Below are 21150 nucleotides of genomic sequence, written 5' to 3' on the forward strand. Positions count from 1 at the left end.
GCAGCCGCTTGTACCCTCTTGGCTGCTAAACTAAATTTAGATAAAAAGCTAATTTAGGAGGTATTAATGGAATACAAAAATAAAAACGGACACGTTAATTTATCGCTTGAAAATAATATAGTTATTGCACAATTTAGCGGAAACCTAGAACTTGAGCTTTTAAGTAATTTTAAAACAGCGATTTTTGAAACCATTCAATCATTTAAAGGCGAGAAATGGGGTTATATAAGTGACTCATCAAACGTTGTAGCAGCAACCCCACAGGCCGAGCAAGAAATGGTAGCCATAAGCCACAGCATGCAGCAGAATAACTGTTTAATTAGCGCGTTTGTGCTTACATCACCTATTGCTATAAGCCAAATGCAACGAATAATGCAAAACGCCAAAAGAGACGTTTCTTTCAAAGATTGTCTTTTTGATAATCTAGAATCGGCAAAGCATTTTATTTTAAATGAATTAAACAATGACTTGAGCTAGGTAAAGCTCAAGTCGTTGTTTATATAGAGCTTATTACTGGACTAATTTTTATAAAATTGGCTGTCTTTGGTTATAGTAATGCTGGCATCTTCTTGCGCTGTTACTACAAATTGTAACTTACTCACTTTGTGCGCAATATTGTAACCATCGGCTGTTACAGTAACGGGGACTCTTTTCATTGCACCTGGCTGTATAAGTGTAGAACTTGGACTTGAGAGTGTTGCTTCTGGCAAGCCCTCTATGGCAACACTGTAATGCAGTGCTTGCTGCGTTTTATTAATAATAGTAAGTGTATAAGGGTTTTCTACCAGGCCCTCGTAGTTCACTCTATAAAGCGCGTTCCTATCGCGTAGTACTGAGGCTTCTATTGGTGTGCGTTGCAGCATCCATGCAAACATAGAAATTATTAACAAAGCCGTTAATGCGCCGTAACCTATTAGTTTTAATCTAAATGGATTGGTTTTTTTGCCTTCCATTTGTTTTTCACTGGCGTATTTAATTAAGCCTTTTTGATAACCAAATTTCTCCATGGTATCGTCGCAAGCATCAATACATAAGCCACAGTTTATACATTCATATTGTAAGCCATTTCGAATGTCTATTCCTGCAGGGCATACCTCTACACACAAGTTACAGTCTACACAGTCACCTAAGTTAAGCTCTTTTGGATCAGCTTTGCGTTTACGTGGCCCTCGGCTTTCACCGCGCGTGCTATCATAGGTTACAAGCAACGTATCTTTATCAAACATAACAGCCTGAAAACGAGAATAAGGGCAAGCAATAGTGCACATTTTTTCGCGTAAAAACCCTGCATTACCGTAAGTGCAAAAAGCGAATAAAAACACCCAAAAGCTCGTAATACCTGACCATTCAAATGTAAGCATTTCCATATACAAACTTTTTGCTGGAATAAAATACGCCATAAACGAGGTGGCGGTTAAAACTGAAATAATAATCCACGCACTGTGCTTAGTTATTTTTTTGCGCCAAGTACTTAGCGTCCACTGAGATTTATCTAATTTAATTCGCTGATTTCGAGTGCCTTCTATGCGCTGCTCTACCCACGAAAACATGAGCATCCATATTGTTTGCGGGCACGTGTATCCACACCAAACCCGACCAAGCCAGTTAGTTACAAAAAATAACGCAAAAGCCCCCACCATAAATAGCAGTGCTAAAATCATAAAATCTTGAGGAAGGAGTGTTAAACCAAAAATAGTAAAGGTTTGCGTTGCCACATCAAGCAGCACAGCTTGTTGACCGTTATATTGGATCCACGGTATTGCAATAAAAGTTAGCATTAGCAGCCAACCTAAATTACGGCGTATGCGCTGAAAAAATCCTTTTTGCTCGCGGATATAAATTGGCCCTTCGGTGTTATAGGGCTTAATGATCATGTCTTCTTCTTTAATATCAAACTTCATAGTACTTGCTTCATAATGACGGGTATTACGCAAGCATTTGCAACTTTCAGACCAAGCTGAAAATTTATTTACATCATTGATATTAAACGGTTTATTTCAAAGCAATAAAATAAAATTCGCGACATTAAACGAACTTCGCGATATATCACGAATCTTTAGCAATCCCTAACTTTCGCATTTTTGAGCGTAGTGTACTCTCAGGTAAGCCCAATTTAACTGCCGCTCCTTTATCACCCGATATTTGCCAGTGCGATAACACAAGAACAGAGGTTATATGCTGCTTTTGCGCTTCATCGAGCGTAAGTGAAGGATTAATAACGACTTCACCACCCGCTTGCAAAGGCTGACTTAACTGAAGTACCGCTTGATTAGATAAAATAGCTTCGCGTTCAAGTACATTTTGCAGCTCTCTAATATTGCCTGGCCAATCGTAAGCCTGCAGCTGCGTAATTGCTTTTTTACTTAGCCCTTTTAAGTTTTTCCCGAGCCGTTTATTTAGCTGCGCAATCAAATTAGCGCATAAATAAGGAATATCTTCTTTTCGATCTTTAAGGGCGGGTACTTTTATAGGAAATACATTGAGCCGATAATACAAATCAATTCTAAACGTGCCTTTTTGTACCATTTCCCACAAGTCGCGATTAGTCGCTGCAATTACTCTAATGTTTACTTTTAGCGTGTTGCTGCCACCCACGCGTTCAAACTCTTGTTCTTGCAGGACTCTCAGTAATTTACTTTGCGCCTCAAGTGGAAGCTCTGCTATCTCATCTAAAAACAAGGTGCCTTTATCAGCAAGTTCAAAGCGCCCTTTACGACGCTCATTGGCACCTGTAAACGCGCCCTTTTCATGGCCAAACAATTCCGACTCTAGCAAGCTCGGGGTAAATGCAGCGCAATTTACTTTTATAAAAGCTTGTTCGCTACGTTTGCTCAGCCTATACAAGTTACGGGCTACCAACTCTTTACCCGTGCCATTTTCGCCAAGTATAAGCACTGTGCTGTCGGTTTCACTTACCAGTTTTATTTGATCTAACATGGTTTGGAATATATGGCTTTGTCCAACTAGCCCTGAGTCTTGCCAGTCTTCGTTGAGCTCTGCAATTAAGTAGTTGTTTTCATCTTTTAGCTGCTCACTTAAGTGCTTTACTTGAGTAAGTGCCTCTTGCAGTGCATTTTGTGTTTGCTGTTGCAGTGATATATCGCGAAATACCGCTACAGCACCAATTAACTTATCATTTTGATAAACCGGTGTTGAGGTGTATTCTACTGCAAATGAGCTACCGTCTTTACGCCAAAAAACTTCATTTTTAACTTCACGACGCTTTCCGTCAAACATGGTACAGTAAATTTGGCATTCATCAGCGGGATAAGGTGTGCCATCAGCATGAGTATGGTGATGATATTGGTGTATTTTTTTACCTAATAGTTCCTCAGCGCACCAACCTGTCATGCGCTCAGCGGCAGGATTAACAAATACCGCATTACCCGATAGGTCAAAACCGTATATGCCCTCACCTACTGCGTTTAGCAATAATTTAGGATCGTTTAAAAATTGTTTTATCATAAAATACACCTCGCGAAATATCGCGAGCATTATGGCAATTTTATACGCTAAGTGCACTCATTACTTAAAGTGCACTTACGCGTAAATTAAAACGCTATAAATAGTGCTTAAATAACGTTTTTACATCTATTTTTGCACCTAGCCTTGCGGCTATTAAATAAAGTCCTGCAAGTTTTCGGTGAATAAATAACGCATCAACGGGCGGTGTATGCCATTGCTGAGATTGCGCACTAAGGGCAAGCCCTGCATTTTTAATTTTGAGCGCGAGTTCACTATTTTTAAAATCAAATTCCCCTTCTGCTCTCAGTGGCTCGCACGCCATTAAGAATAAATCAATGACGTTGTTTTTATACTCATCAACTAAGTCATTTTTAAAATAACCAATGTGTGAAGCCGCTTTAAGTACACCTTCTCGGTTGTTTTCACTACCCGCTTCAAATAAGGCTAAGTACGCTAAGCTAAGCTCGGTTGATATTTCTCGCGTTGCACCAAAATCAAATAAAACAATTTTTTGTGTATCAAGTTGATAATGAAAGTTGGCAAAGTTAGGGTCGGTTTGAATCAATTTAAATTCAAACATTTCTTTAAAAAACAAATCAATCAGTTGCTCTGCAACAAAGCTTTTTTGACTATCAGGTAGCTTTGTAATGCTCTCAATGGGCTCTGCTTTTATATATTCCATAGTAAGTACTTGTTGTGTGCTGTGCTCTGGATATACGTTTGGTACTTTAAAGTGGGGATTACTTGCTAGTGCATGTTTATAACGTATTAAATAATCAGCCTCACGTTTATAATCAGCCTCGGCTAATAGCTGCGCTTTAGCCTCACCAATAAGTGGTTTAATATTAAGATCTTTTGGCAATAATCGAGAAATGGTTAATAACGAAATAACGTTATCGACATCACTTACTACACTTTTTGCAATACCAGGATATTGAATTTTAACAGCAAGCTGATCGCCATTTTCTTTATAAGCCAAATGAACTTGCCCTATAGAAGCCGCTGCAAAAGGCCTTAGCTCAATGTGAGAAAAACGCGCTAGCCACTCATCCCCCCATTGCTCTTTTAACACTTCAACAAGCTGCTTATGAGGCATTGGGTTCGCGTCTGAGCGAAGTAAAGCAAGTAACTGAGCTAATTCAGGACTAAGTAGATCACCGGCATCCATTGAGAGCAATTGCCCGAGTTTCATTGCTGCACCACGTAAATGTGATAGCTGTGTGGCTAGTTTTTCAATGTTTTTAGGTTGTAGTAGTAAGCTTTTATTATCCCAACCTTTACCTGTTAGCGCGCTCTTAGCACCATCAACTAACATGTTGGTAGCAACACCTGTGGCAAGTGAGCCTAATTTTGCAAATCGAGAAAGCCGAGAAGTGGGGACAGTACGAGGAGCCGCCATAATATTAAAACCTAATTAGCCTGAAAGTCAGGCTAATCAATACGTATATTGTAAGTAGGTAGATCTACTTATAGACGAGGTACTAGCTTAATTGCGCCTTCAACCACTTTCATATCAAGTGGAAGTTTACTAAGTAGCATCATTTTAGGGTCATCCATGTTTAGAGTATAAACTGGGTTAACCGCTAAAAAAGCATTAATAACATCCATTGCTTGGCTATCAAGCGCACCTAAATTACCTTTGAAACCACCGGCATCTACACTCGAATCAAGTAATTTAATATTACGTAAAAACACTGCTTTTTTCTCACTGTCGTAAAATGGGCTACCTTCAATTTGCAGCTTTAAACGCACAGGGTATTTAAGTGCGAATGCATTAATTTCAGCGCTCGAATCGGCACCAAGCACAACAACATCGCGGTTATCAGGTCCAATGTTGACACTTAAGTCGTTTACATCAAACTGAACGGGTAAACCCATTAAGCTTACTTTTTCACTTAACTTTGGTAATTGCTTACCCAGTACAGATTCAACCTCAGAGTTAGTAAATGAATATACTGATATGCCTTGCGTGGTATTACAGGCAGTTAAAAATAACGCTGCAATAATAACTAAAATTCTCATGAGAACCCTTTTGTTTATGAATTAGTGATACATAAAAAAGCCGCTATTAAAGCGGCTTAGTAAAATAGTAACCAGCACATATTATGCTGGTTTTATTAAGCTGCAAGTGTCGCTTTAAGTCGCGTTAGTGTGTCAGGTTCAACTGAACCGTCACTGAGCGCTAATAACTGTTTTAAATAATAGTTTAAATCAGCATGATCGCCACGATGTTTGTCATCTAGCATGGCTACTTGTTCTGCCATTCTAAGTGACTTATCGGTTGAACTTACGTTCGCTAGTATTTCCATGCGAGTAATAAGTTGCTCTTTACTTAATGTTGTTTTAAGCGGTGCTTGATACTGACTTGGTAACGCTTCATTGTTTTCAAGTGCAGTAATTAATGCATCTAAATTAGCTTGCTCAGATTTACTTGTAAGCAATGCAAGTTTATCTTCAATAGCAGCTAGTAGCTTAGTAACCTTTGGCGCTAACGATCTAAATTGCGTGTACCCTTTCACTTTTGTTTCTAGGTCGTGCAACTGTGCTCTTTGATTAACATCACTAAGTGCTGCTTCAAGTTCAGCAAGTTCTGCAATTGCTTGTTTATCTGACTCGTTTTGCTCGAGTTTTTGCTGCTCAAACTCACTACTACGCTTAGTAAATGTTTCATCGTTATACTGACGAAACTTTTGCCATAACGCATTTTCAGCTTTTAAACCAGCAAAGCCAATGGTTTGCCATTGCTGCTGCATTTGCTTCAACTCTTGGCAGGCAGCGGCTAAATCATCGCTTTGTGATAATTGCTGCGCTTTTTCTACTAACTCATTTTTAAGTGCTGCATTACTTTTATGAAATGCGTTTAATAAAGCCAGTACTTGTTGTTGCTCATTTTTATAACGATCGTTTAGTGTACGGTATGTTTTAGGGTCAACTTTACCCACACTGCGCCACGCTTTATTTAAACGATTGTATTGGCTTTCATATTGTTTCCAATCAAAATCATCCTCAGCAGTTGGCTGTAAATGGAGCGCATGCATGTCGTTAATAATACTTTCACGCTGTGCTTTTGATGCTTCACGTTGCACTTCTTGCTCTGCGAAGTAACTACGGCAAGGCGCAAATAACAACTCGATTTGTTCATCAAACTGCACACCTTGTAGCTTTTCTTCATCTGTATCTAAACGACCTAACTCATTCCAGCGTTTACGTAGCGCTTTTACTTGCTCTGCGCGTTGTTGTGGGTCTGTACACTCTTCGCTTACTAATGCACTTACTTCTTCTAATAAAGCTTTACGCTTTGGTGCTGCAGCGTATTTTTGCCAATCTTTCGCATCTGCAAGTTGCGCTTCAAGGTCTGCTTTTATGTTCACAAGTGGCTGCTGATATTGCTCAGTAAGTGTATTAAATAACTCTTCAAAGCCTTTAAATACGCCAAAAGCAACATTAAAACGACCTTCTTCAATTAGGCGTTTAACATCACGCGCTTTGCGCTTTGCTTGGCTTTGGTTTTTTTCAAGTGACTTAACTAGCTCATTCATTGGTGCTAAAAATTGCTTTTTATGCCCATTTAACTGTGTTTTAAAGGTACTTTGCAGGGCGCCATCTAATATATTCAAATGATTACGCGCTGCTTTAAAGCCATTATTAAATTCAGTTAGAGTTGCATCGTATTGTGCTAAATCTTCTGCTGGCTTAATTTCGCATAATGCTGCAAAAGCGAGTTTGTACTCTTTAATAGCCGTTGTTAGCTCGGGTAATTTAGCAACTTGAGTAAATAGTTTTTCTAACTTGCTTACAGCGAGTTTTGATTGTGCATTATTAGCAAGTTCTGTTTCGCTAATAGCTTGCTTAGCTTGCGCTACTTTTGCATCAAGCCAATCTTGTTGAATTTGCTCTGGAGTTTCAAGGCCAAGCTGTAAGGCATTTTCAATTTCTTCACCTAAAGCTTCAAGTGTTGCAAGTGCTAATAATTGACGCTGTTGTTGCGCTAATTGCTGCTGCTCTTTGTCATGTACCGCTTTTAGCTGTTCAATGTGTGCATCTAACTTAGTGGTAATCGAAGTGTATTTTTCATCAAGAAGCTTTACACGTTCATCACTTAACCATTTGAGCTCAAGTGCTTGCCACTGGGCCATTAATTCGCCGGCTTGTGAATTTACAACACCAAAATCTGTTTTTTCACGTAAAGCATTTAACTTAGCTAAAATAACACGTGTTGAACTTTCAACCTGAAGTGGCATTTCAATTGCTAAACGCTCATTTTCAATATGCGTTTCAAATGCTGCTTTTGCATCACCTTTTGCATGTTTTACTAATGGCTTAATTAATTGATGGGTAATAACAAGTTCAACTAACTGAGTTTGAAGCTCTTCGCTACCTTCTTTAAATGCTTTTTCTACTAATTTTGGATTTGCTAAACGTTTTAATAATTTAACGCGTACTTGCAGTTCTTTTTCTGCAAATGCTAACTTTTCAAGTGTTTTAACAGGTGCAAAACGCTCTATGTATTCATTTTTGATTTGCGCTGTTAGTGTACTTTCGCTATTTAAAACAGCATTAGATATTTGCAGCTCTGCTATATCTTTTAATGCTTGATCTTGTTTATACGCTTTCCACCATAGCGGCAAATTGTTTACCTTTTGCAGCGCTTTACGGCGAATTTCAGCTGAGCTATCTTCAAGTGCTAACGTGTTTAATATGGTTGCATCACGTTCAATGTCTAATTTTTCGATAGCATCAAGACGTACTTGTTGCTTAGGGTGTTTCCACTTAGGTGTAAAAAGGTGCTTAAAGATCATGTTCACTAAACCTAGCTATTTCGTTGTCTGATTTGAATTCTTTTTGTAGTTGAGCTTTTGTCTTTTGGATCATTTCACCATTAGCACCAATCGTAAATTGCTCGTTTGATTGAGCCACCTTTGCTTGATACAACATAACCAACTGCACTGTTTGTTGCTTTTGTTCATCTGATAAAACGGTACCGTCTGGCCACTTGCCAGTAGAAGCACCGTATTGTAAGCGTTCAAATAATTCGGGAGTAATATTTTGTACAAGATTGTCGATGTTCATGTCATTTTTTCTTTTTTAGAGTCACTAAAATAATACGATTTACAAGGTACCAAATACAGCCTATGCCTATCGCGGCAGTGTAAGCATACCACTGAAGTGTTTCTTCTTGCGGTTGTAAAAAGTACAAGCAGAAAAAACCACCTAAAAATAAGATAAGCGCCAAAAAGGAGTGATTTATAAACATCTGCTTTTTTTTAATTCGCTGTTCGCGCTGAAGTTGTAAAACTTGCTCGTCGTTTAGCTCTGCAATGTTGCTTTCGCAATGCGGACATTGCTTATGTTTATCTGAAATTGATTTTGCACATTTTGGGCAACGAATAATCGCCATACTTCTCTCCATACTACGCATAAAAAAAGCGCCTTTCGGCGCCTTTATTGTACTTGTTTTATTTCTCGTTGTCTTTTTTGAATTCAAACCAACAACTGATTTAGGGGCTATAATTTTCTAAGTTGCCCACTAAGTTTAATTACTCAGCGTCTTTTGACTGTTTCTCTAGACGCTTTTCCCAAAACGAGGCGTTTTTAATCCCTAATTTAACTGGATCAAATGTGATTTTTCCGCCTTTTTTCTTCTGATCCTCATAATCGCTCAAACATAACAAAGCTGGCTTAGCTACAAAGAAAATAGCTAAAATACCCAATATGTTAATCCAAGCCATTAAGCCAACGCCAATATCTCCAATAGTCCAGATATAACCTGAATTATTAACCATACCGTATGCAACCATGAACATAATCACAAATTTCACAAGGATAAGCGGGATATTGCCTTTAAAGTAACGATTTAAGTAAGCAATATTTGTCTCTGCAATGAAGTAATAAGCAAGTATTGTGGTAAAGGCAAAGAAGAATAATGCAATACCGACAAATGCTTGTCCAAAGCTGCCAAATACACTAAATAAAGCCATTTGAGTAAAGGCTGCTGAGCCTACTTCAGTCGCTGCATCGACATTTTGTACAATAAACTGTCCTGCTGGTAAATCACCCACAACATTATATTGCTGCGTTATTAAAATCATTAATGCTGTTGCAGTACACACAAAAATGGTATCAACATAAACCGAAAAAGCTTGTACTAACCCCTGTTGAGCTGGGTGATCAACCTCTGCAGCAGCTGCAGCATGCGGCCCACTACCTTGGCCAGCTTCATTAGAATATATACCACGCTTTACGCCCCAACCAATAGCAGCACCAAAACCAGCCTGCGCAGTAAATGCATCACTAATAATTAAATAGAATATATCAGCTACTTTATCTAAATTTAAAAATACTACGATTAATGCCAGTACTATGTAACCAAGCGCCATAAATGGCACTACTACTTGCGTAAAGTTTGCAATACGCTTTATACCGCCAAAAATAATAAACGCTAAAACAATAAGGATGATTGCTAAAGCGACTAACTTAAAGCTACCTACGTCACCAAAGCTAGTAGTAACCATGTTGCCACTGCCAAACACTTGGGTAAACGCATTACCTACTGCATTTGCTTGCACGCCAGGTAGAAAAACACCACAGGCAATAATCGCCGAAACAGCAAATAAAACAGCTAGCCACTTTTGCCCTAAACAACGGTCAAAATAGTACGCTGGGCCACCACGGTATTGCCCATCTTCTTCTGTTTTATAAATTTGGCCTAAAGTAGACTCTGCGTATGCAGTGCTTGCACCTAAAAATGCAACAACCCACATCCAAAAAATTGCGCCTGGCCCACCAAAGCCGATAGCGGCAGCAACCCCAGCGATATTACCAACGCCTACTCGTCCAGACAACGATACTGCAAGGGCTTGAAAAGATGAGATACCTTTATCAGACGTGTTAGGACTAAATAATAACTTACACATTTCTTTAAAATGTCTAACTTGAGCAAATCGAGTTAATACTGAATAAAACAAGCCTGCGCCTAGGCATAAATAGATGAGTGCATTACTCCAAACAACATCATTAACAGCACTTACAAAAGCTTCCATGGATATCCTCTATAGTTATATTTATTATTTTTAATTACGAGACTCTGCTTTAGCTACTACGCTACATAAGCTTTACGAAATAAGGTCTTACCTCTCCCGTCCCGACTCATGATTTAATTAATCTTAACTTAAGTAACCTAACTTTGTTAACACTTAATTTTCAAAATATATAATTACACACTTGGCGAAAGGCATTACATCTGTAGTATTTAAATGAAAGTAGATTGATTTGTACCGATACGGTGATGATACGCAGCGAAGAAGCGTTGAAAACGTTTTAAGAATAAAGCTGCTATATGATTATTATTTTTTATACAAAGGGTTTTATTAAAAGCAAAAAGGGTATCAAAACTATTGATACCCTTTTAGATAAACGTTTTATCTTAAATCATCAACAATATTAACAATAGCCGCTAATGTATCTTGACCAAATTGATACGAACGACGATCTGACCAGCCGTAATCTGGATCAGGTAAATCGTTGTTGTCTTTAAATGGCATTTCAATTGTGTACGTTAATGCTTTGAATTCTTCAGCCGTAGCTGATGAACCTACCGTTAGGTTAGCTTGACCTGGCTCATCTTTTGGATAGCCATGCTCATCTTGAAACTCTGGTGTAATAGTTAAAAGCGCAGCTTTAAAGCTATCTTCTAAGCCCTTTAAGCGTTCATCGTAACTTGGAATACCTTCACTGCCTGCCACAAAGTTATATGGGATAGCTTCATCGCCGTGTATGTCTAAGTGCATATCTAAGCCAGCTTCGCGCATTTTATTAAGCACTAAGTAAACCTCAGGGCTGTTTTCCATACTTGGTGTTTGCCATTCACGGTTTAAGTTAACACCTTTAGCGTTAGTACGAAGATGTCCGCGTGCGCTACCGTCTGGATTCATATTAGGCACAACGTAAAATACAGCTTTTGATAAGAGCGCTGCAGCATGTGGGTCTTCGTCATCAAGAAGTTTGTGCAGTAGACCTTCAACATACCACTGCGCCATTGTTTCACCTGGGTGTTGACGTGCTGTGATCCAAATGGTTTTCTTGTCTTCACTTGGCTCACCAATTTTAAGCACACTCATATCGCGGCCATCGAGTGTTTCACCAAGCGTTATTAATTGGCAAGCGCCTTGGCTTTGTGCCCAAGATAATAAATCTAAATGGCGGTCGTAACTGTATGGTGCAAAGTAAGCAAAATATACACTGCCGCACTCTGGTTCAATTTCAAAGCTTAATGTGCCATTTTCATAGCTTGATGGTACACGAAACCATGTTTGGCGGTCATATGATGCAACGGCTTGATACCCTTCCCAACCATCTGGGTAAGCTGATTTATCAAGCTCATTAATATTTAACTTATGCAATTGGTAAGGTGTTGTTTCAAGACGAAAGTGAAACCACTGATAAAATTCAGACTGGTGATCTTTATTAATTTCTAATTGAATATTTAAAGGATCGGTGGCTTCAATAACTTTGATATTACCACTGTCGAAATTGCTGCTGATTTTCATGAAAAAACCTTTAGGTTGAATAAGTTTATCTGCTTATTAATTCACAGAACTGACATTATTTTATAAATAGTAAAACGAATGTGCATTTTATTAATTAAAGCCTATCACAAGGCATACGCTTTAAAAATAATACACGACCAAAAAAGCCAGCATCATGCTGGCTTTTAAGTCACTGCAAATAAATTAGCGAGGTAAGCTTGGGAATGACACTTCGGCCATATCGCGCATACAACGAACTACTTGGCAGCTGTAACCAAATTCATTGTCGTACCATACATATAAAACAATACGGTTATCTTCAACAATTGTTGCTTGTGAATCAACAACACCTGCGTAACGGCTACCTACTAAATCGGTAGATACAATTTCCGTTGATGCAGTGTAATCAATTTGGTCACGTAAGTCTGAATGAAGTGCAGTGTCGCGTAAAAATGCGTTTAGCTCTTCAACTGATGTGCTTGTTGCTAAGTTAAGATTTAAAATAGCTAGCGACACATTAGGTGTCGGTACGCGGATTGCGTTACCTGTTAACTTGCCTTCAAGCTCTGGTAATGCTTTTGAAACCGCTTTTGCAGCACCTGTTTCAGTAATTACCATATTAAGTGCTGCGGCACGGCCACGGCGCTCTGCTTTGTGGTAGTTATCAATAAGGTTTTGATCGTTCGTGTACGAGTGTACAGTTTCAACATGGCCATTATTGATACCAAACTTATCGTTTAATGCTTTAAGCGTTGGTGTAATTGCATTAGTTGTACAGCTTGCTGCACAGACAATTTTATCTTCAGGTAAAATATCTTTGTTATTAACACCATATACGATGTTTTTGATATTACCCTTTGCAGGAGCTGTTAATAATACTTTTGCAGCGCCCTTACACTCTAGGTGCTGGCCAAGGCCCGCTTCGTCTTTCCAAATACCGGTGTTATCAACAATTAATGCATTGTCGATACCGTATTGAGTGTAATCAATTTCGCTAGGAGAGTTAGCGTAAATAACTTGAATGTAGCTACCGTTAGCTTTAATTGCATTGCGTTCTTTATCAATCGTGATTGAGCCATTGAATGGACCGTGAATTGAATCACGACGCAGTAAGCTTGCACGCTTTTCAAGATCCCCATCTTTACCACCACGCACAACAATAGCGCGCAAACGTAAATCTGAATATGGACCTGATTTTTCAATTAATAAGCGCGCTAATAAACGACCGATACGACCAAAACCATACAATACTACATCGCGTGGCTCTTTCGCTGGTGAGTCTGTTATTTCTGCAAGTTCATCTTTTACAAACTCTTCTACTGAACGACCTTTTGCGGCTTCAGTGAACAAATAACTATATGCAAGCTTACCAATATCAATACGTGCTGAGTTTAATTCCATTTTGCTGATAGCTTCTAAAAATGGGAAGCTTTCGCGCAAACGTAATTTAGTGCCTTCAAACTGAGCAACGGTTTTGTGAGATTTGATAATATCGATAGTACTGGCATTTACGAGAGGACGGCCATATACAGCGATTTCGATACCACGATTACGGTAAAGCTTACCAATAATTGGTTGCATGCTTTCTGCGTAATCTTGGCGCTCTTGCCAACTATTTGTGTATTCTAACTCGTGAGATGAGGTCATTTTATTTACCTAAGTTTATCATTTTGAACGGATAGCCTTTAAAAATGCACTATATTTTGAGAGTAATGCACTTCAGGCAGGGCTATTCTAATTTAAACTGAAGTTATTCTCTACTGTTAGGCGTTAAATGATTGCGTTAGAATAACAAAGTAAATATTCATTTGAGGTTAAGGAATGCTTAAAAAAGCAAGTGTACTATTGGGTTTGCTAACATTGGCAGGGTGTGAAGAGCCGTTAACACTCGCACAAGTGTGCAAAGAAACACCTGGCTTTTGTAGCGACTTAAACAAAGACAGTCACTGCAAGGATGAGCGTTCTGATGTAATTATCAAACGCTACATAGAATACAAAGACCCTACTGATGAAAATAAATACCAATTACTCAAGGACTTTGAATCTTATAACCAATGCATAACTTTGGCCGCTAAAATTGAACATATTAAGTTAAAAGCTAAAAAAACGTCACGTATTGATGGTCAATTAACGAGTATTAAAGAAATGACTCGGTTATATCAAGATACCCAAAATACAAACCACCCAGGTTTGCTCTACTACCAATGGTCACGAAATAACAACCAAAGTGCGTTGACTAAATTATTGGCTATAGAAAATGATAAAAGTGTAACGCAAAGTGCCGAAATGCAATTTTTTTTAGCATCGTACTATATTAAATTTGATGATGAAAAAACCATTGATTTACTTTATAAAACTCTAGAGCTCAATAAAAAAGACAACATACCGAATCCGGAAGTGTATACATCACTTATTAGTCTTTTTTATAAACATGATAAGTTTAAGCACGCATATATATTTTCTAAAGTAGCGCAAATGTCGGGGATTGAAAATATTGATGTATTTGAAATTGAGCAGAAATTAGTCGCAAATGGTAAAAGCTTAGATAGCCTAGATGTACTTGCAGAGCAAACATTTCAGCAAATAATGGCAGGTGATTTTGTATCTCCTCGAGAGTTTTAATTTATAATCGCAAAAATAACCTAATACCAATCTGCTTATGTATGGGGTCTATTTAACGTTAAGAAAATTACGCTAGAACTAGGCAAAAATTTTTGTATCTAGTTGTTCTAGATAAAAATATTTTAACGACGTTATAGTGCTATTTAATTCGTTAAATTGATCAAAGATTTATGCAGGTTGGTATAATTTAATAACTAGGTTATTCAGGCAAATAAAAAGGCAGCTTACGCTGCCTTTTTTTATTTTGCTTTGCTTGTGCCCACTTCTACGCGGGTTTTAAGCTTTTGACCTGGTCGAAAAGTCACCACGCGACGTGCCGAAATAGGAATATCTTCGCCTGTTTTCGGGTTGCGGCCTGGTCTTTCTTTTTTGTCTCGAAGATCAAAGTTACCAAATCCAGAGAGCTTAACCTGCTCGCCTTTTTCTAGCGCTGAGCGGATTTCTTCAAAAAACGCTTCAACTAAATCTTTGGCATCTTTTTTATTGATCCCGAGCTTTTCAAATAGGTGTTCAGCTATGTCGGCTTTAGTAAGCGCCATATCTAGTCCCTCAACGATGCATTAAACTGTTCGGCCAATTCGGCCACCACGTTATCAACTACTAGATTGATATCTTTCTCTTCGAGTGTTCTATCAACCGCTTGCAGTGTTAGAGCAATCGCCAAACTCTTATAATTTGGCTCAATACCTTTGCCCTTATACACATCGAATAAGTTTAGGTCAACCAATTGATTTCCGCCAACTTTTTCGATCACGCTTAAAATGTCGCCAGATTTAACGCTGTCTGCCACTAAAATCGCGATGTCGCGGCGATTTGAAGGGAATTTAGACACTCCTTCGGCTTGCGGTAAATTTCTCTTTTCTATTGCTGACATTTCAATTTCAAAAACAAAAGTTGCGTTGTTGATATCTAACGACTTTTGAGCTTGAGGATGTAAAGCACCAAAAAAACCAACCTTTTTACCATCAACATATATTACTGCTGATTGACCAGGGTGAAGTCCATCTGACTGCTCGGCTTTAATTTCAAAGCGAGTAATGTCATTGGTAATTGCAAGTAAGGCTTCAACATCACCTTTTAAATCGTAAAAATCAACATTACGTTTTTCTTCAACCCAATGCTCGCCATTTACAAGGCCTGTTATAACACCGCCAATAACCGGTACTTGGTAAACACCGTTTTCTGCACTTTCGTCGCTTATAAATTTAAGACCATGTTCGAATAAACGAATACGAGGCTGTTGGCGATTTTGGTTATACGCTACAGACGCTAATAAACCCGGCATTAAACTTACACGCATCGCTGACATTTCAATTGAAATAGGATGCGGTAATACCATTGCTTTACACTCAGGGTGTAAAATAGCTTGTGCTTTAGGGTCTACAAAGCTGTATGTAATTGCTTCTTGGTAACCACGAGTCACTAACGTATTGCGAAACTTGCTAAGCGCAATAGTTGCTTCGTTATGTGTCGTCATTTTAAGTTTTGCAGTTGGTGCAACATTAGGAATGCTGTTGTAACCGTAAACACGTGCTACTTCTTCAATTAAATCTTCTTCGATGCGAATATCAAAACGGTAGCTTGGTACGTCCGCACTCCAGCTTTCATTTTCTACTTTAACATCAAGACCTAAACGCGTAAGAATGTCTGTTACTTTAGCATCTTCAATATGATGCCCAATAACACGGTCTAAACGCGCACGACGAAGACGTACTTCAGTCACTTTCGGTAGTTTATCAGCCGCAACAGCTTCAACTACAGGGCCTGCTTGACCTCCCACAATTTCAAGAAGAAGTGCTGTTGCACGTTCCATTGCATCGTGTTGTAGAGCAAAATCAACACCGCGTTCATAACGGTGTGAAGCATCAGTGTGTAAACCGTAGCTACGTGCTTGTCCTGCAATTGCTACAGGATTAAAAAATGCGCTTTCAAGTAATATATCAGATGTTTTATCTGTAACACCTGATTGCTCACCACCAAAAATACCTGCAATTGCAAGTGCTTTATTATGATCGGCTATCACAAGTGTTGTGTCGTTTAATTTAGCGGTATTACCGTCTAATAAAACAAGTTCTTCACCTGCGTTTGCACTACGAACCTTAATACCACCTTCAATCGCATTTAAATCAAACGCGTGCATTGGGTGACCAAGTTCAAGTAATACATAGTTAGTAACATCAACTACTGGGTCGATTGAACGTACGCCACTGCGACGTAATTTTTCAACCATCCAAAGTGGTGTTTCAGCATCAAGGTTAATGCCTTTTATCACACGGCCAAGGTAACGAGGACATGCATCTTCGTTAACTAGCTCAATTGATACTTTGTCATCAATTGTTGGCGTAACCGCTGGGATATCTAATACATTTACGTCAATGCTATTTAAAACACCTACTTCACGAGAAAGGCCTTTAATACCTAAACAATCACCACGATTTGGTGTTAAGTCAACATCTATAATATTGTCATCAAGACCTAGGTAGTCACGTAAATCAGTGCCTACTGGTGCATCGCTTGGCAATTCCATAATGCCGTCGCCTTCTTCGCTAATACCTAGCTCAACAAAAGCACATAGCATTCCGTTTGAAGGTTGGCCGCGTAGTTTGGCTTTTTTAATTTTAAAGTCACCAGGAAGTACAGCGCCCACAGTTGCAACAGCAACTTTAATACCTAAACGACAATTTGGTGCACCACACACGATATCAAGTAGCTCATCGCCACCTACGTTAATTTTGGTAACACGAAGTTTATCTGCATCAGGGTGTTGACCACATTCAACAACTTCACCAACAACTACGCCATTAAATTTGGCAGCAGCAGGCTCAACACCATCAACTTCTAGACCAGCCATTGAAAGCTGTTCCGAAAGAGCTTGCGTATCAATAGCAGGATTAACCCACTCTCTTAACCACTTTTCACTAAATTTCATTTTATTGTTTCACTCTTAACGGAACTGGTTCAGGAATTTTAAGTCATTTTCGAAAAATGCACGCAAATCGTTTACGCCATAGCGCAACATAGTTAAACGCTCTACACCCATGCCAAAGGCAAAGCCGGTGTATTTTTCTGGGTCAATGCCCACAGACTTAAGTACATTTGGATGTACCATGCCGCAGCCTAGTACTTCTAACCACTTACCGTCTTTACCCATAACATCTACTTCAGCCGAAGGTTCTGTAAACGGGAAGAATGAAGGACGGAAACGAATTTCCATATCTTCTTCAAAGAAGTTACGTAAAAAATCATGCAAAATACCTTTTAACTCAGTAAAGCTAACATCGGTATCAACCATTAAACCTTCAACCTGGTGGAACATTGGTGTATGTGTTTGGTCGTAATCGTTACGGTATACACGTCCAGGTGAAATAATCCGCAGTGGAGGCTGCTCAGTTTCCATAGTACGAATTTGCACGCCACTAGTTTGTGTGCGTAGTACTAATTTAGGATTGAAATAAAAGGTATCATGATCAGCACGTGCTGGATGGTGCTCAGGGATATTTAGCGCATCAAAGTTATGAAAATCGTCTTCGATTTCTGGACCAGATTTAACTTCAAAACCTAACTCACCAAAAAAGCTTTCTATACGCTCAATAGTACGCGTAACAGGGTGTAAACCGCCGGTAGGCATAACACGCCCTGGTAGAGTTACATCTATAGTTTCAGCAGCTAGCTTTTCTTCAAGTGCTTTACTTGCAAGCAATTCACGCTTTTCGTTAATAGCAGCTTGTACATCCTGTTTGGCTTGGTTTATAACTTGTCCTGCTTCTTTACGTTCTTCAGGTGCTATTTTACCTAACGTTTTAAGTAAGCTAGTGATTTCGCCTTTTTTACCAAGGTAATTAACCCTGATATCTTCTAACTGCGCTATTTCACTGGCACTGGCTACCGCCTCAAGTGCTTGCGCTAATATGTTTTCTAAGTTCATTCGATACCTGATCTTTCACAGAAGGTGATTGCTTAAGAGCGTGTTGGCCTTTCAAGATTGCTTTCAACTGTGTAATTGGCAAATAAATAAGGTTAGGCATTGGGCTGTAGTTTCTACATCAGTCATGCAATAACGCTAAATAAAGACCAAACACGTGTTGTTCGAAGTGTTTATCTTGAAGGCTACTCTCTTTGTTGTTCGGGTTTTGCATATAAAAACTATGCTAATGTCCTCACGACGCGATTAAAGCCCACTTAAATTAAACAAATTCCAATCAGGAAAGGTAAACACGCTCTGATAATAGCTTATGATAACTGAAAGCAGGGTCTAGATTCTAGACCTACTACAGCTTTAACGTTGATTTTATAAAAGGAATAGTTAATTTTCGCTGTGCAGCCATAGATGCATGATCTAATTTGTCGAGTACATCTAATAAAGCTCGCATATCACGGCTTAAACGGGTTAATAAAAAGCGTGCACACTCATCACTTAATTCAAGGCCGCGCATGTGAGCGCGCTTAACAAGCGCTTGTGCTTTATCGTCATCACTCATAGAACGAATTTGAAAGGTTGTTCCCCACGTTAGACGAGACTCTAAGTCAGGCAGAGATATATTGAGCATGCTAGGAAGTAAATCAGCAGTTACTACTAACATTTTACCGGGTTCGTTAAACCGGTTAAAAAAGTTAAATAGTGCTTTTTCCCACGCATCATTCCCTGCAACTAAATGCACGTCATCAATACATAGAACATCAAGCGCTTCTAAACCGTCTAATACCATAGGTCCAAAGTCAATTACTTCGCGCATAGACAGCAGCATATTAGATAAGCCACGCTCTTGTGCTTTTATGCAGGTTGCATATAAAAGGTGAGACTTGCCCGAATCACCTAAACCACATAGGTATGTATACTGAAACGTTTTTGCTAATTTGGAAAAGCTATCTTTTAGGTGATTAACCTCCAAAGAGTCTTCTCCCCCAAAATACGATGCAAATGTTTCGTCATCCGGTAAAGTAACCGGTAGTGCCATTTGCATCGGCTCAGACATTAGCATTATGGTGTTACCCATTGATACTCTAAGCTATTTTTATCAACAACATGATAAAATGCGCGTGGATCCTCATAATCTTTAAATGAAGAGTCTAGCCCTAACCCTTTTTTAAGATCACTCAAGTTACCAGTATGATTTAGTTTAAATTCAACAAATTCCGGTGTTTTACGAACAATTTTGACTTGTGTAACAACACTTAGGCTCAATAATCTTCGTTTCGCTAATTCTATATCAACAAAACTTTGTGTACCCTTTAGCGTGAGCGTAGCAGTTGCTTGTTCATAATAAGCATTTGGATCAATAGCGTACTCGCTTGCAAGACCTCGTGCTAAGGTGTCAATCATCTGGCTAACTATTTGCTGCTTATCGCCCGTTAATCGATTTGAATCAAATTGATCATCATTAGTAAAACGCCAATCTAAAATCCAATTTTCGCTATCTGCTTCTTTATACATTCTTGCTGTAATACTTCGCTCAGCGCTGTAGCGTCTAGAGGCCTCTTCTACTGGTTCAGAAAAGTTACCCCATACCTCAGGAATACCTACTAGACGTCGATCTTGTAAATCAAGTAATGGAACAACGACAGGTAAACCACGACGCCCTGCTTTGTCATAAATTAACTGCTCTAACTGCGGGTAACTTTCTTGTGTTACCAATTCTCTGCGCCAATTGTCTTCAATACCTAACCATATTGCGACTAATGGACGTTGTACTCCCCATAAAGGTAAGTTTAACTCTTTGATTAGCGCGTTGATCTTTCGAGCTTCAAATTTAACAACGAGTTTCAATTGTCCATTTGCTCTCTCGTCATATTCAAACTTAAGCATATAATCAGAAATATCTTTAGTACGTTGCTGCGCTAACTTATTTTGATCCGCAGTTTCATCACCGCTTACTTTCACTAAAACATTAAGCAAAGCTTTTCGACTCGCAGCTAATCGAGTATCTCGTGTTTTGTCATCCACTTTTAAAATATCTTGATATAGATCAGTTACTTCAACTGCCGACACAGAAAAACAAAATAAAATGGATATGGCGCTAATTAATAATCTATACACAGGCTGTTAGTTCTTGGTTTTAAACTGATTTGATCCTAAATCAAAGACAGTAACAAAGCAAAATTAAATTTGTTATCTAAGGAAATGAAAGTAATTAGCTTTTATAAAAAATAAAAAAATTAAATTAACGTCAGAAGTCGCTAAGCTCACCGACCTACATGATGGGTGTTGATGTGAATGTGTGTTAATTGCGCGTATTTCACTTTTCTGCAGACGTGAAAAAGCCCAACTATTTTTAGTCGGGCTCTCTACAATTTGAAGCCTGTGCGCTACGCAGTAGGATGTCGTAGTGCCCACAGCGGTGGAGAGCCACAGTGAAATGCTACACTCTCTTTGTATCGCGATATGAATGTGTGTTAATTGCGCACATTTTACTTTCCTGCAGACGTAAAAAAGCCCGACTCTTTCGAATCGGGCTCTCTACAATTTGAAGCCTGGTAATGTCCTACTTTCACATAGCAAATGCTACACTATCATCGGCGCTGTTTCGTTTCACTACTGAGT

General features: G+C 38.9%; 17 protein-coding genes. 2 read left to right on the forward strand and 15 right to left on the reverse strand.

Annotated elements, in window-relative coordinates; all coding sequences use genetic code 11:
• The first annotated feature begins 66 nt into the window (after nt 1-66).
• Complete coding sequence (locus H5087_RS09140) at nt 67-477, forward strand: hypothetical protein (protein WP_182671833.1); 411 nt, start codon at nt 67-69, stop codon at nt 475-477.
• A gap of 41 nt (nt 478-518) precedes the next feature.
• On the opposite strand, the gene ccoG is transcribed toward H5087_RS09140, so the two are convergent.
• From ccoG to H5087_RS09190, 10 genes are all read right to left on the reverse strand, one after another.
• Nucleotides 519-1901 carry a cytochrome c oxidase accessory protein CcoG gene (gene ccoG / locus H5087_RS09145; RefSeq protein ID WP_182671834.1) on the reverse strand — a complete coding sequence of 461 codons (1383 nt, stop codon included), beginning with the start codon at nt 1899-1901 and terminating at the stop codon, nt 519-521.
• A gap of 145 nt (nt 1902-2046) precedes the next feature.
• On the reverse strand, nt 2047-3465 hold the full coding sequence (locus H5087_RS09150) for a sigma-54-dependent Fis family transcriptional regulator (protein ID WP_182671835.1): 1419 nt from the start codon (nt 3463-3465) through the stop codon (nt 2047-2049).
• Nucleotides 3466-3559: 94 nt separating this feature from the next.
• The gene (locus tag H5087_RS09155) at nt 3560-4864 is read right to left on the reverse strand and encodes an AarF/ABC1/UbiB kinase family protein (protein ID WP_182671836.1); all 1305 of its coding nucleotides are present in this window, start codon (nt 4862-4864) and stop codon (nt 3560-3562) included.
• 68 nt (nt 4865-4932) lie between these two features.
• A complete protein-coding gene (locus H5087_RS09160; protein ID WP_002960677.1) occupies nt 4933-5487 on the reverse strand; it encodes a DUF1439 domain-containing protein in 555 nt (184 codons plus the stop codon).
• 95 nt (nt 5488-5582) lie between these two features.
• Nucleotides 5583-8264, reverse strand: a complete 2682-nt coding sequence (locus H5087_RS09165) for a DUF349 domain-containing protein (protein WP_182671837.1) — start codon at nt 8262-8264, stop codon at nt 5583-5585.
• Entirely contained in the window at nt 8254-8535 is a 282-nt protein-coding gene (locus tag H5087_RS09170; RefSeq protein ID WP_007378333.1) for a YeaC family protein, read from the reverse strand. The genes H5087_RS09165 and H5087_RS09170 overlap by 11 nt, the downstream gene beginning before the upstream one ends.
• 1 nt (nt 8536) lies before the next feature.
• Complete coding sequence (locus H5087_RS09175; RefSeq protein ID WP_024605018.1) at nt 8537-8863, reverse strand: hypothetical protein; 327 nt, start codon at nt 8861-8863, stop codon at nt 8537-8539.
• Nucleotides 8864-9002: 139 nt separating this feature from the next.
• Nucleotides 9003-10505 (reverse strand): sodium:alanine symporter family protein, encoded by a 1503-nt coding sequence (locus H5087_RS09180; RefSeq protein WP_182671838.1) that lies wholly within the window; start codon nt 10503-10505, stop codon nt 9003-9005.
• A 378-nt stretch (nt 10506-10883) separates the two neighbouring features.
• Nucleotides 10884-12011 carry a carboxypeptidase family protein gene (locus tag H5087_RS09185; RefSeq protein WP_182671839.1) on the reverse strand — a complete coding sequence of 376 codons (1128 nt, stop codon included), beginning with the start codon at nt 12009-12011 and terminating at the stop codon, nt 10884-10886.
• A 183-nt stretch (nt 12012-12194) separates the two neighbouring features.
• Complete coding sequence (locus H5087_RS09190) at nt 12195-13637, reverse strand: glyceraldehyde-3-phosphate dehydrogenase (protein ID WP_002960684.1); 1443 nt, start codon at nt 13635-13637, stop codon at nt 12195-12197.
• Between the two features lie 174 nt (nt 13638-13811).
• Here H5087_RS09190 and H5087_RS09195 point away from each other — a divergent pair, with 174 nt between their 5' ends.
• Nucleotides 13812-14612, forward strand: coding sequence for a DUF2989 domain-containing protein (locus tag H5087_RS09195; protein ID WP_024596170.1), 801 nt, complete (start codon nt 13812-13814; stop codon nt 14610-14612).
• Nucleotides 14613-14851: 239 nt separating this feature from the next.
• On the opposite strand, the gene ihfA is transcribed toward H5087_RS09195, so the two are convergent.
• The 5 genes from ihfA to H5087_RS09220 form a co-directional block, all read right to left on the reverse strand.
• On the reverse strand, nt 14852-15151 hold the full coding sequence (ihfA, locus tag H5087_RS09200) for an integration host factor subunit alpha (RefSeq protein ID WP_002960690.1): 300 nt from the start codon (nt 15149-15151) through the stop codon (nt 14852-14854).
• Between the two features lie 2 nt (nt 15152-15153).
• On the reverse strand, nt 15154-17541 hold the full coding sequence (pheT, locus tag H5087_RS09205; RefSeq protein WP_182671840.1) for a phenylalanine--tRNA ligase subunit beta: 2388 nt from the start codon (nt 17539-17541) through the stop codon (nt 15154-15156).
• A 15-nt stretch (nt 17542-17556) separates the two neighbouring features.
• Nucleotides 17557-18537, reverse strand: a complete 981-nt coding sequence (gene pheS, locus H5087_RS09210; RefSeq protein WP_002960692.1) for a phenylalanine--tRNA ligase subunit alpha — start codon at nt 18535-18537, stop codon at nt 17557-17559.
• Between the two features lie 343 nt (nt 18538-18880).
• Nucleotides 18881-19591, reverse strand: a complete 711-nt coding sequence (gene hda, locus H5087_RS09215; RefSeq protein WP_002960693.1) for a DnaA regulatory inactivator Hda — start codon at nt 19589-19591, stop codon at nt 18881-18883.
• Nucleotides 19591-20646 (reverse strand): DUF2066 domain-containing protein, encoded by a 1056-nt coding sequence (locus tag H5087_RS09220; protein WP_024596168.1) that lies wholly within the window; start codon nt 20644-20646, stop codon nt 19591-19593. Before H5087_RS09220 ends, hda begins: the two co-directional genes overlap by 1 nt.
• Nucleotides 20647-21150 lie beyond the last annotated feature (504 nt).

Source organism: Pseudoalteromonas sp. SR43-7 (genome assembly GCF_014163785.1).
Taxonomy (GTDB): domain Bacteria; phylum Pseudomonadota; class Gammaproteobacteria; order Enterobacterales; family Alteromonadaceae; genus Pseudoalteromonas; species Pseudoalteromonas distincta.

Bases quoted from the DNA above. Each gene is read 5' to 3' on its own strand.
- H5087_RS09140 (WP_182671833.1), top strand. From the start codon at position 67: ATGGAATACAAAAATAAAAACGGACACGTTAATTTATCGCTTGAAAAT.
- ccoG (WP_182671834.1), bottom strand. From the start codon at position 1,901: ATGAAGTTTGATATTAAAGAAGAAGACATGATCATTAAGCCCTATAAC.
- H5087_RS09150 (WP_182671835.1), bottom strand. From the start codon at position 3,465: ATGATAAAACAATTTTTAAACGATCCTAAATTATTGCTAAACGCAGTA.
- H5087_RS09155 (WP_182671836.1), bottom strand. From the start codon at position 4,864: ATGGCGGCTCCTCGTACTGTCCCCACTTCTCGGCTTTCTCGATTTGCA.
- H5087_RS09160 (WP_002960677.1), bottom strand. From the start codon at position 5,487: ATGAGAATTTTAGTTATTATTGCAGCGTTATTTTTAACTGCCTGTAAT.
- H5087_RS09165 (WP_182671837.1), bottom strand. From the start codon at position 8,264: ATGATCTTTAAGCACCTTTTTACACCTAAGTGGAAACACCCTAAGCAA.
- H5087_RS09170 (WP_007378333.1), bottom strand. From the start codon at position 8,535: ATGAACATCGACAATCTTGTACAAAATATTACTCCCGAATTATTTGAA.
- H5087_RS09175 (WP_024605018.1), bottom strand. From the start codon at position 8,863: ATGGCGATTATTCGTTGCCCAAAATGTGCAAAATCAATTTCAGATAAA.
- H5087_RS09180 (WP_182671838.1), bottom strand. From the start codon at position 10,505: ATGGAAGCTTTTGTAAGTGCTGTTAATGATGTTGTTTGGAGTAATGCA.
- H5087_RS09185 (WP_182671839.1), bottom strand. From the start codon at position 12,011: ATGAAAATCAGCAGCAATTTCGACAGTGGTAATATCAAAGTTATTGAA.
- H5087_RS09190 (WP_002960684.1), bottom strand. From the start codon at position 13,637: ATGACCTCATCTCACGAGTTAGAATACACAAATAGTTGGCAAGAGCGC.
- H5087_RS09195 (WP_024596170.1), top strand. From the start codon at position 13,812: ATGCTTAAAAAAGCAAGTGTACTATTGGGTTTGCTAACATTGGCAGGG.
- ihfA (WP_002960690.1), bottom strand. From the start codon at position 15,151: ATGGCGCTTACTAAAGCCGACATAGCTGAACACCTATTTGAAAAGCTC.
- pheT (WP_182671840.1), bottom strand. From the start codon at position 17,541: ATGAAATTTAGTGAAAAGTGGTTAAGAGAGTGGGTTAATCCTGCTATT.
- pheS (WP_002960692.1), bottom strand. From the start codon at position 18,537: ATGAACTTAGAAAACATATTAGCGCAAGCACTTGAGGCGGTAGCCAGT.
- hda (WP_002960693.1), bottom strand. From the start codon at position 19,591: ATGCTAATGTCTGAGCCGATGCAAATGGCACTACCGGTTACTTTACCG.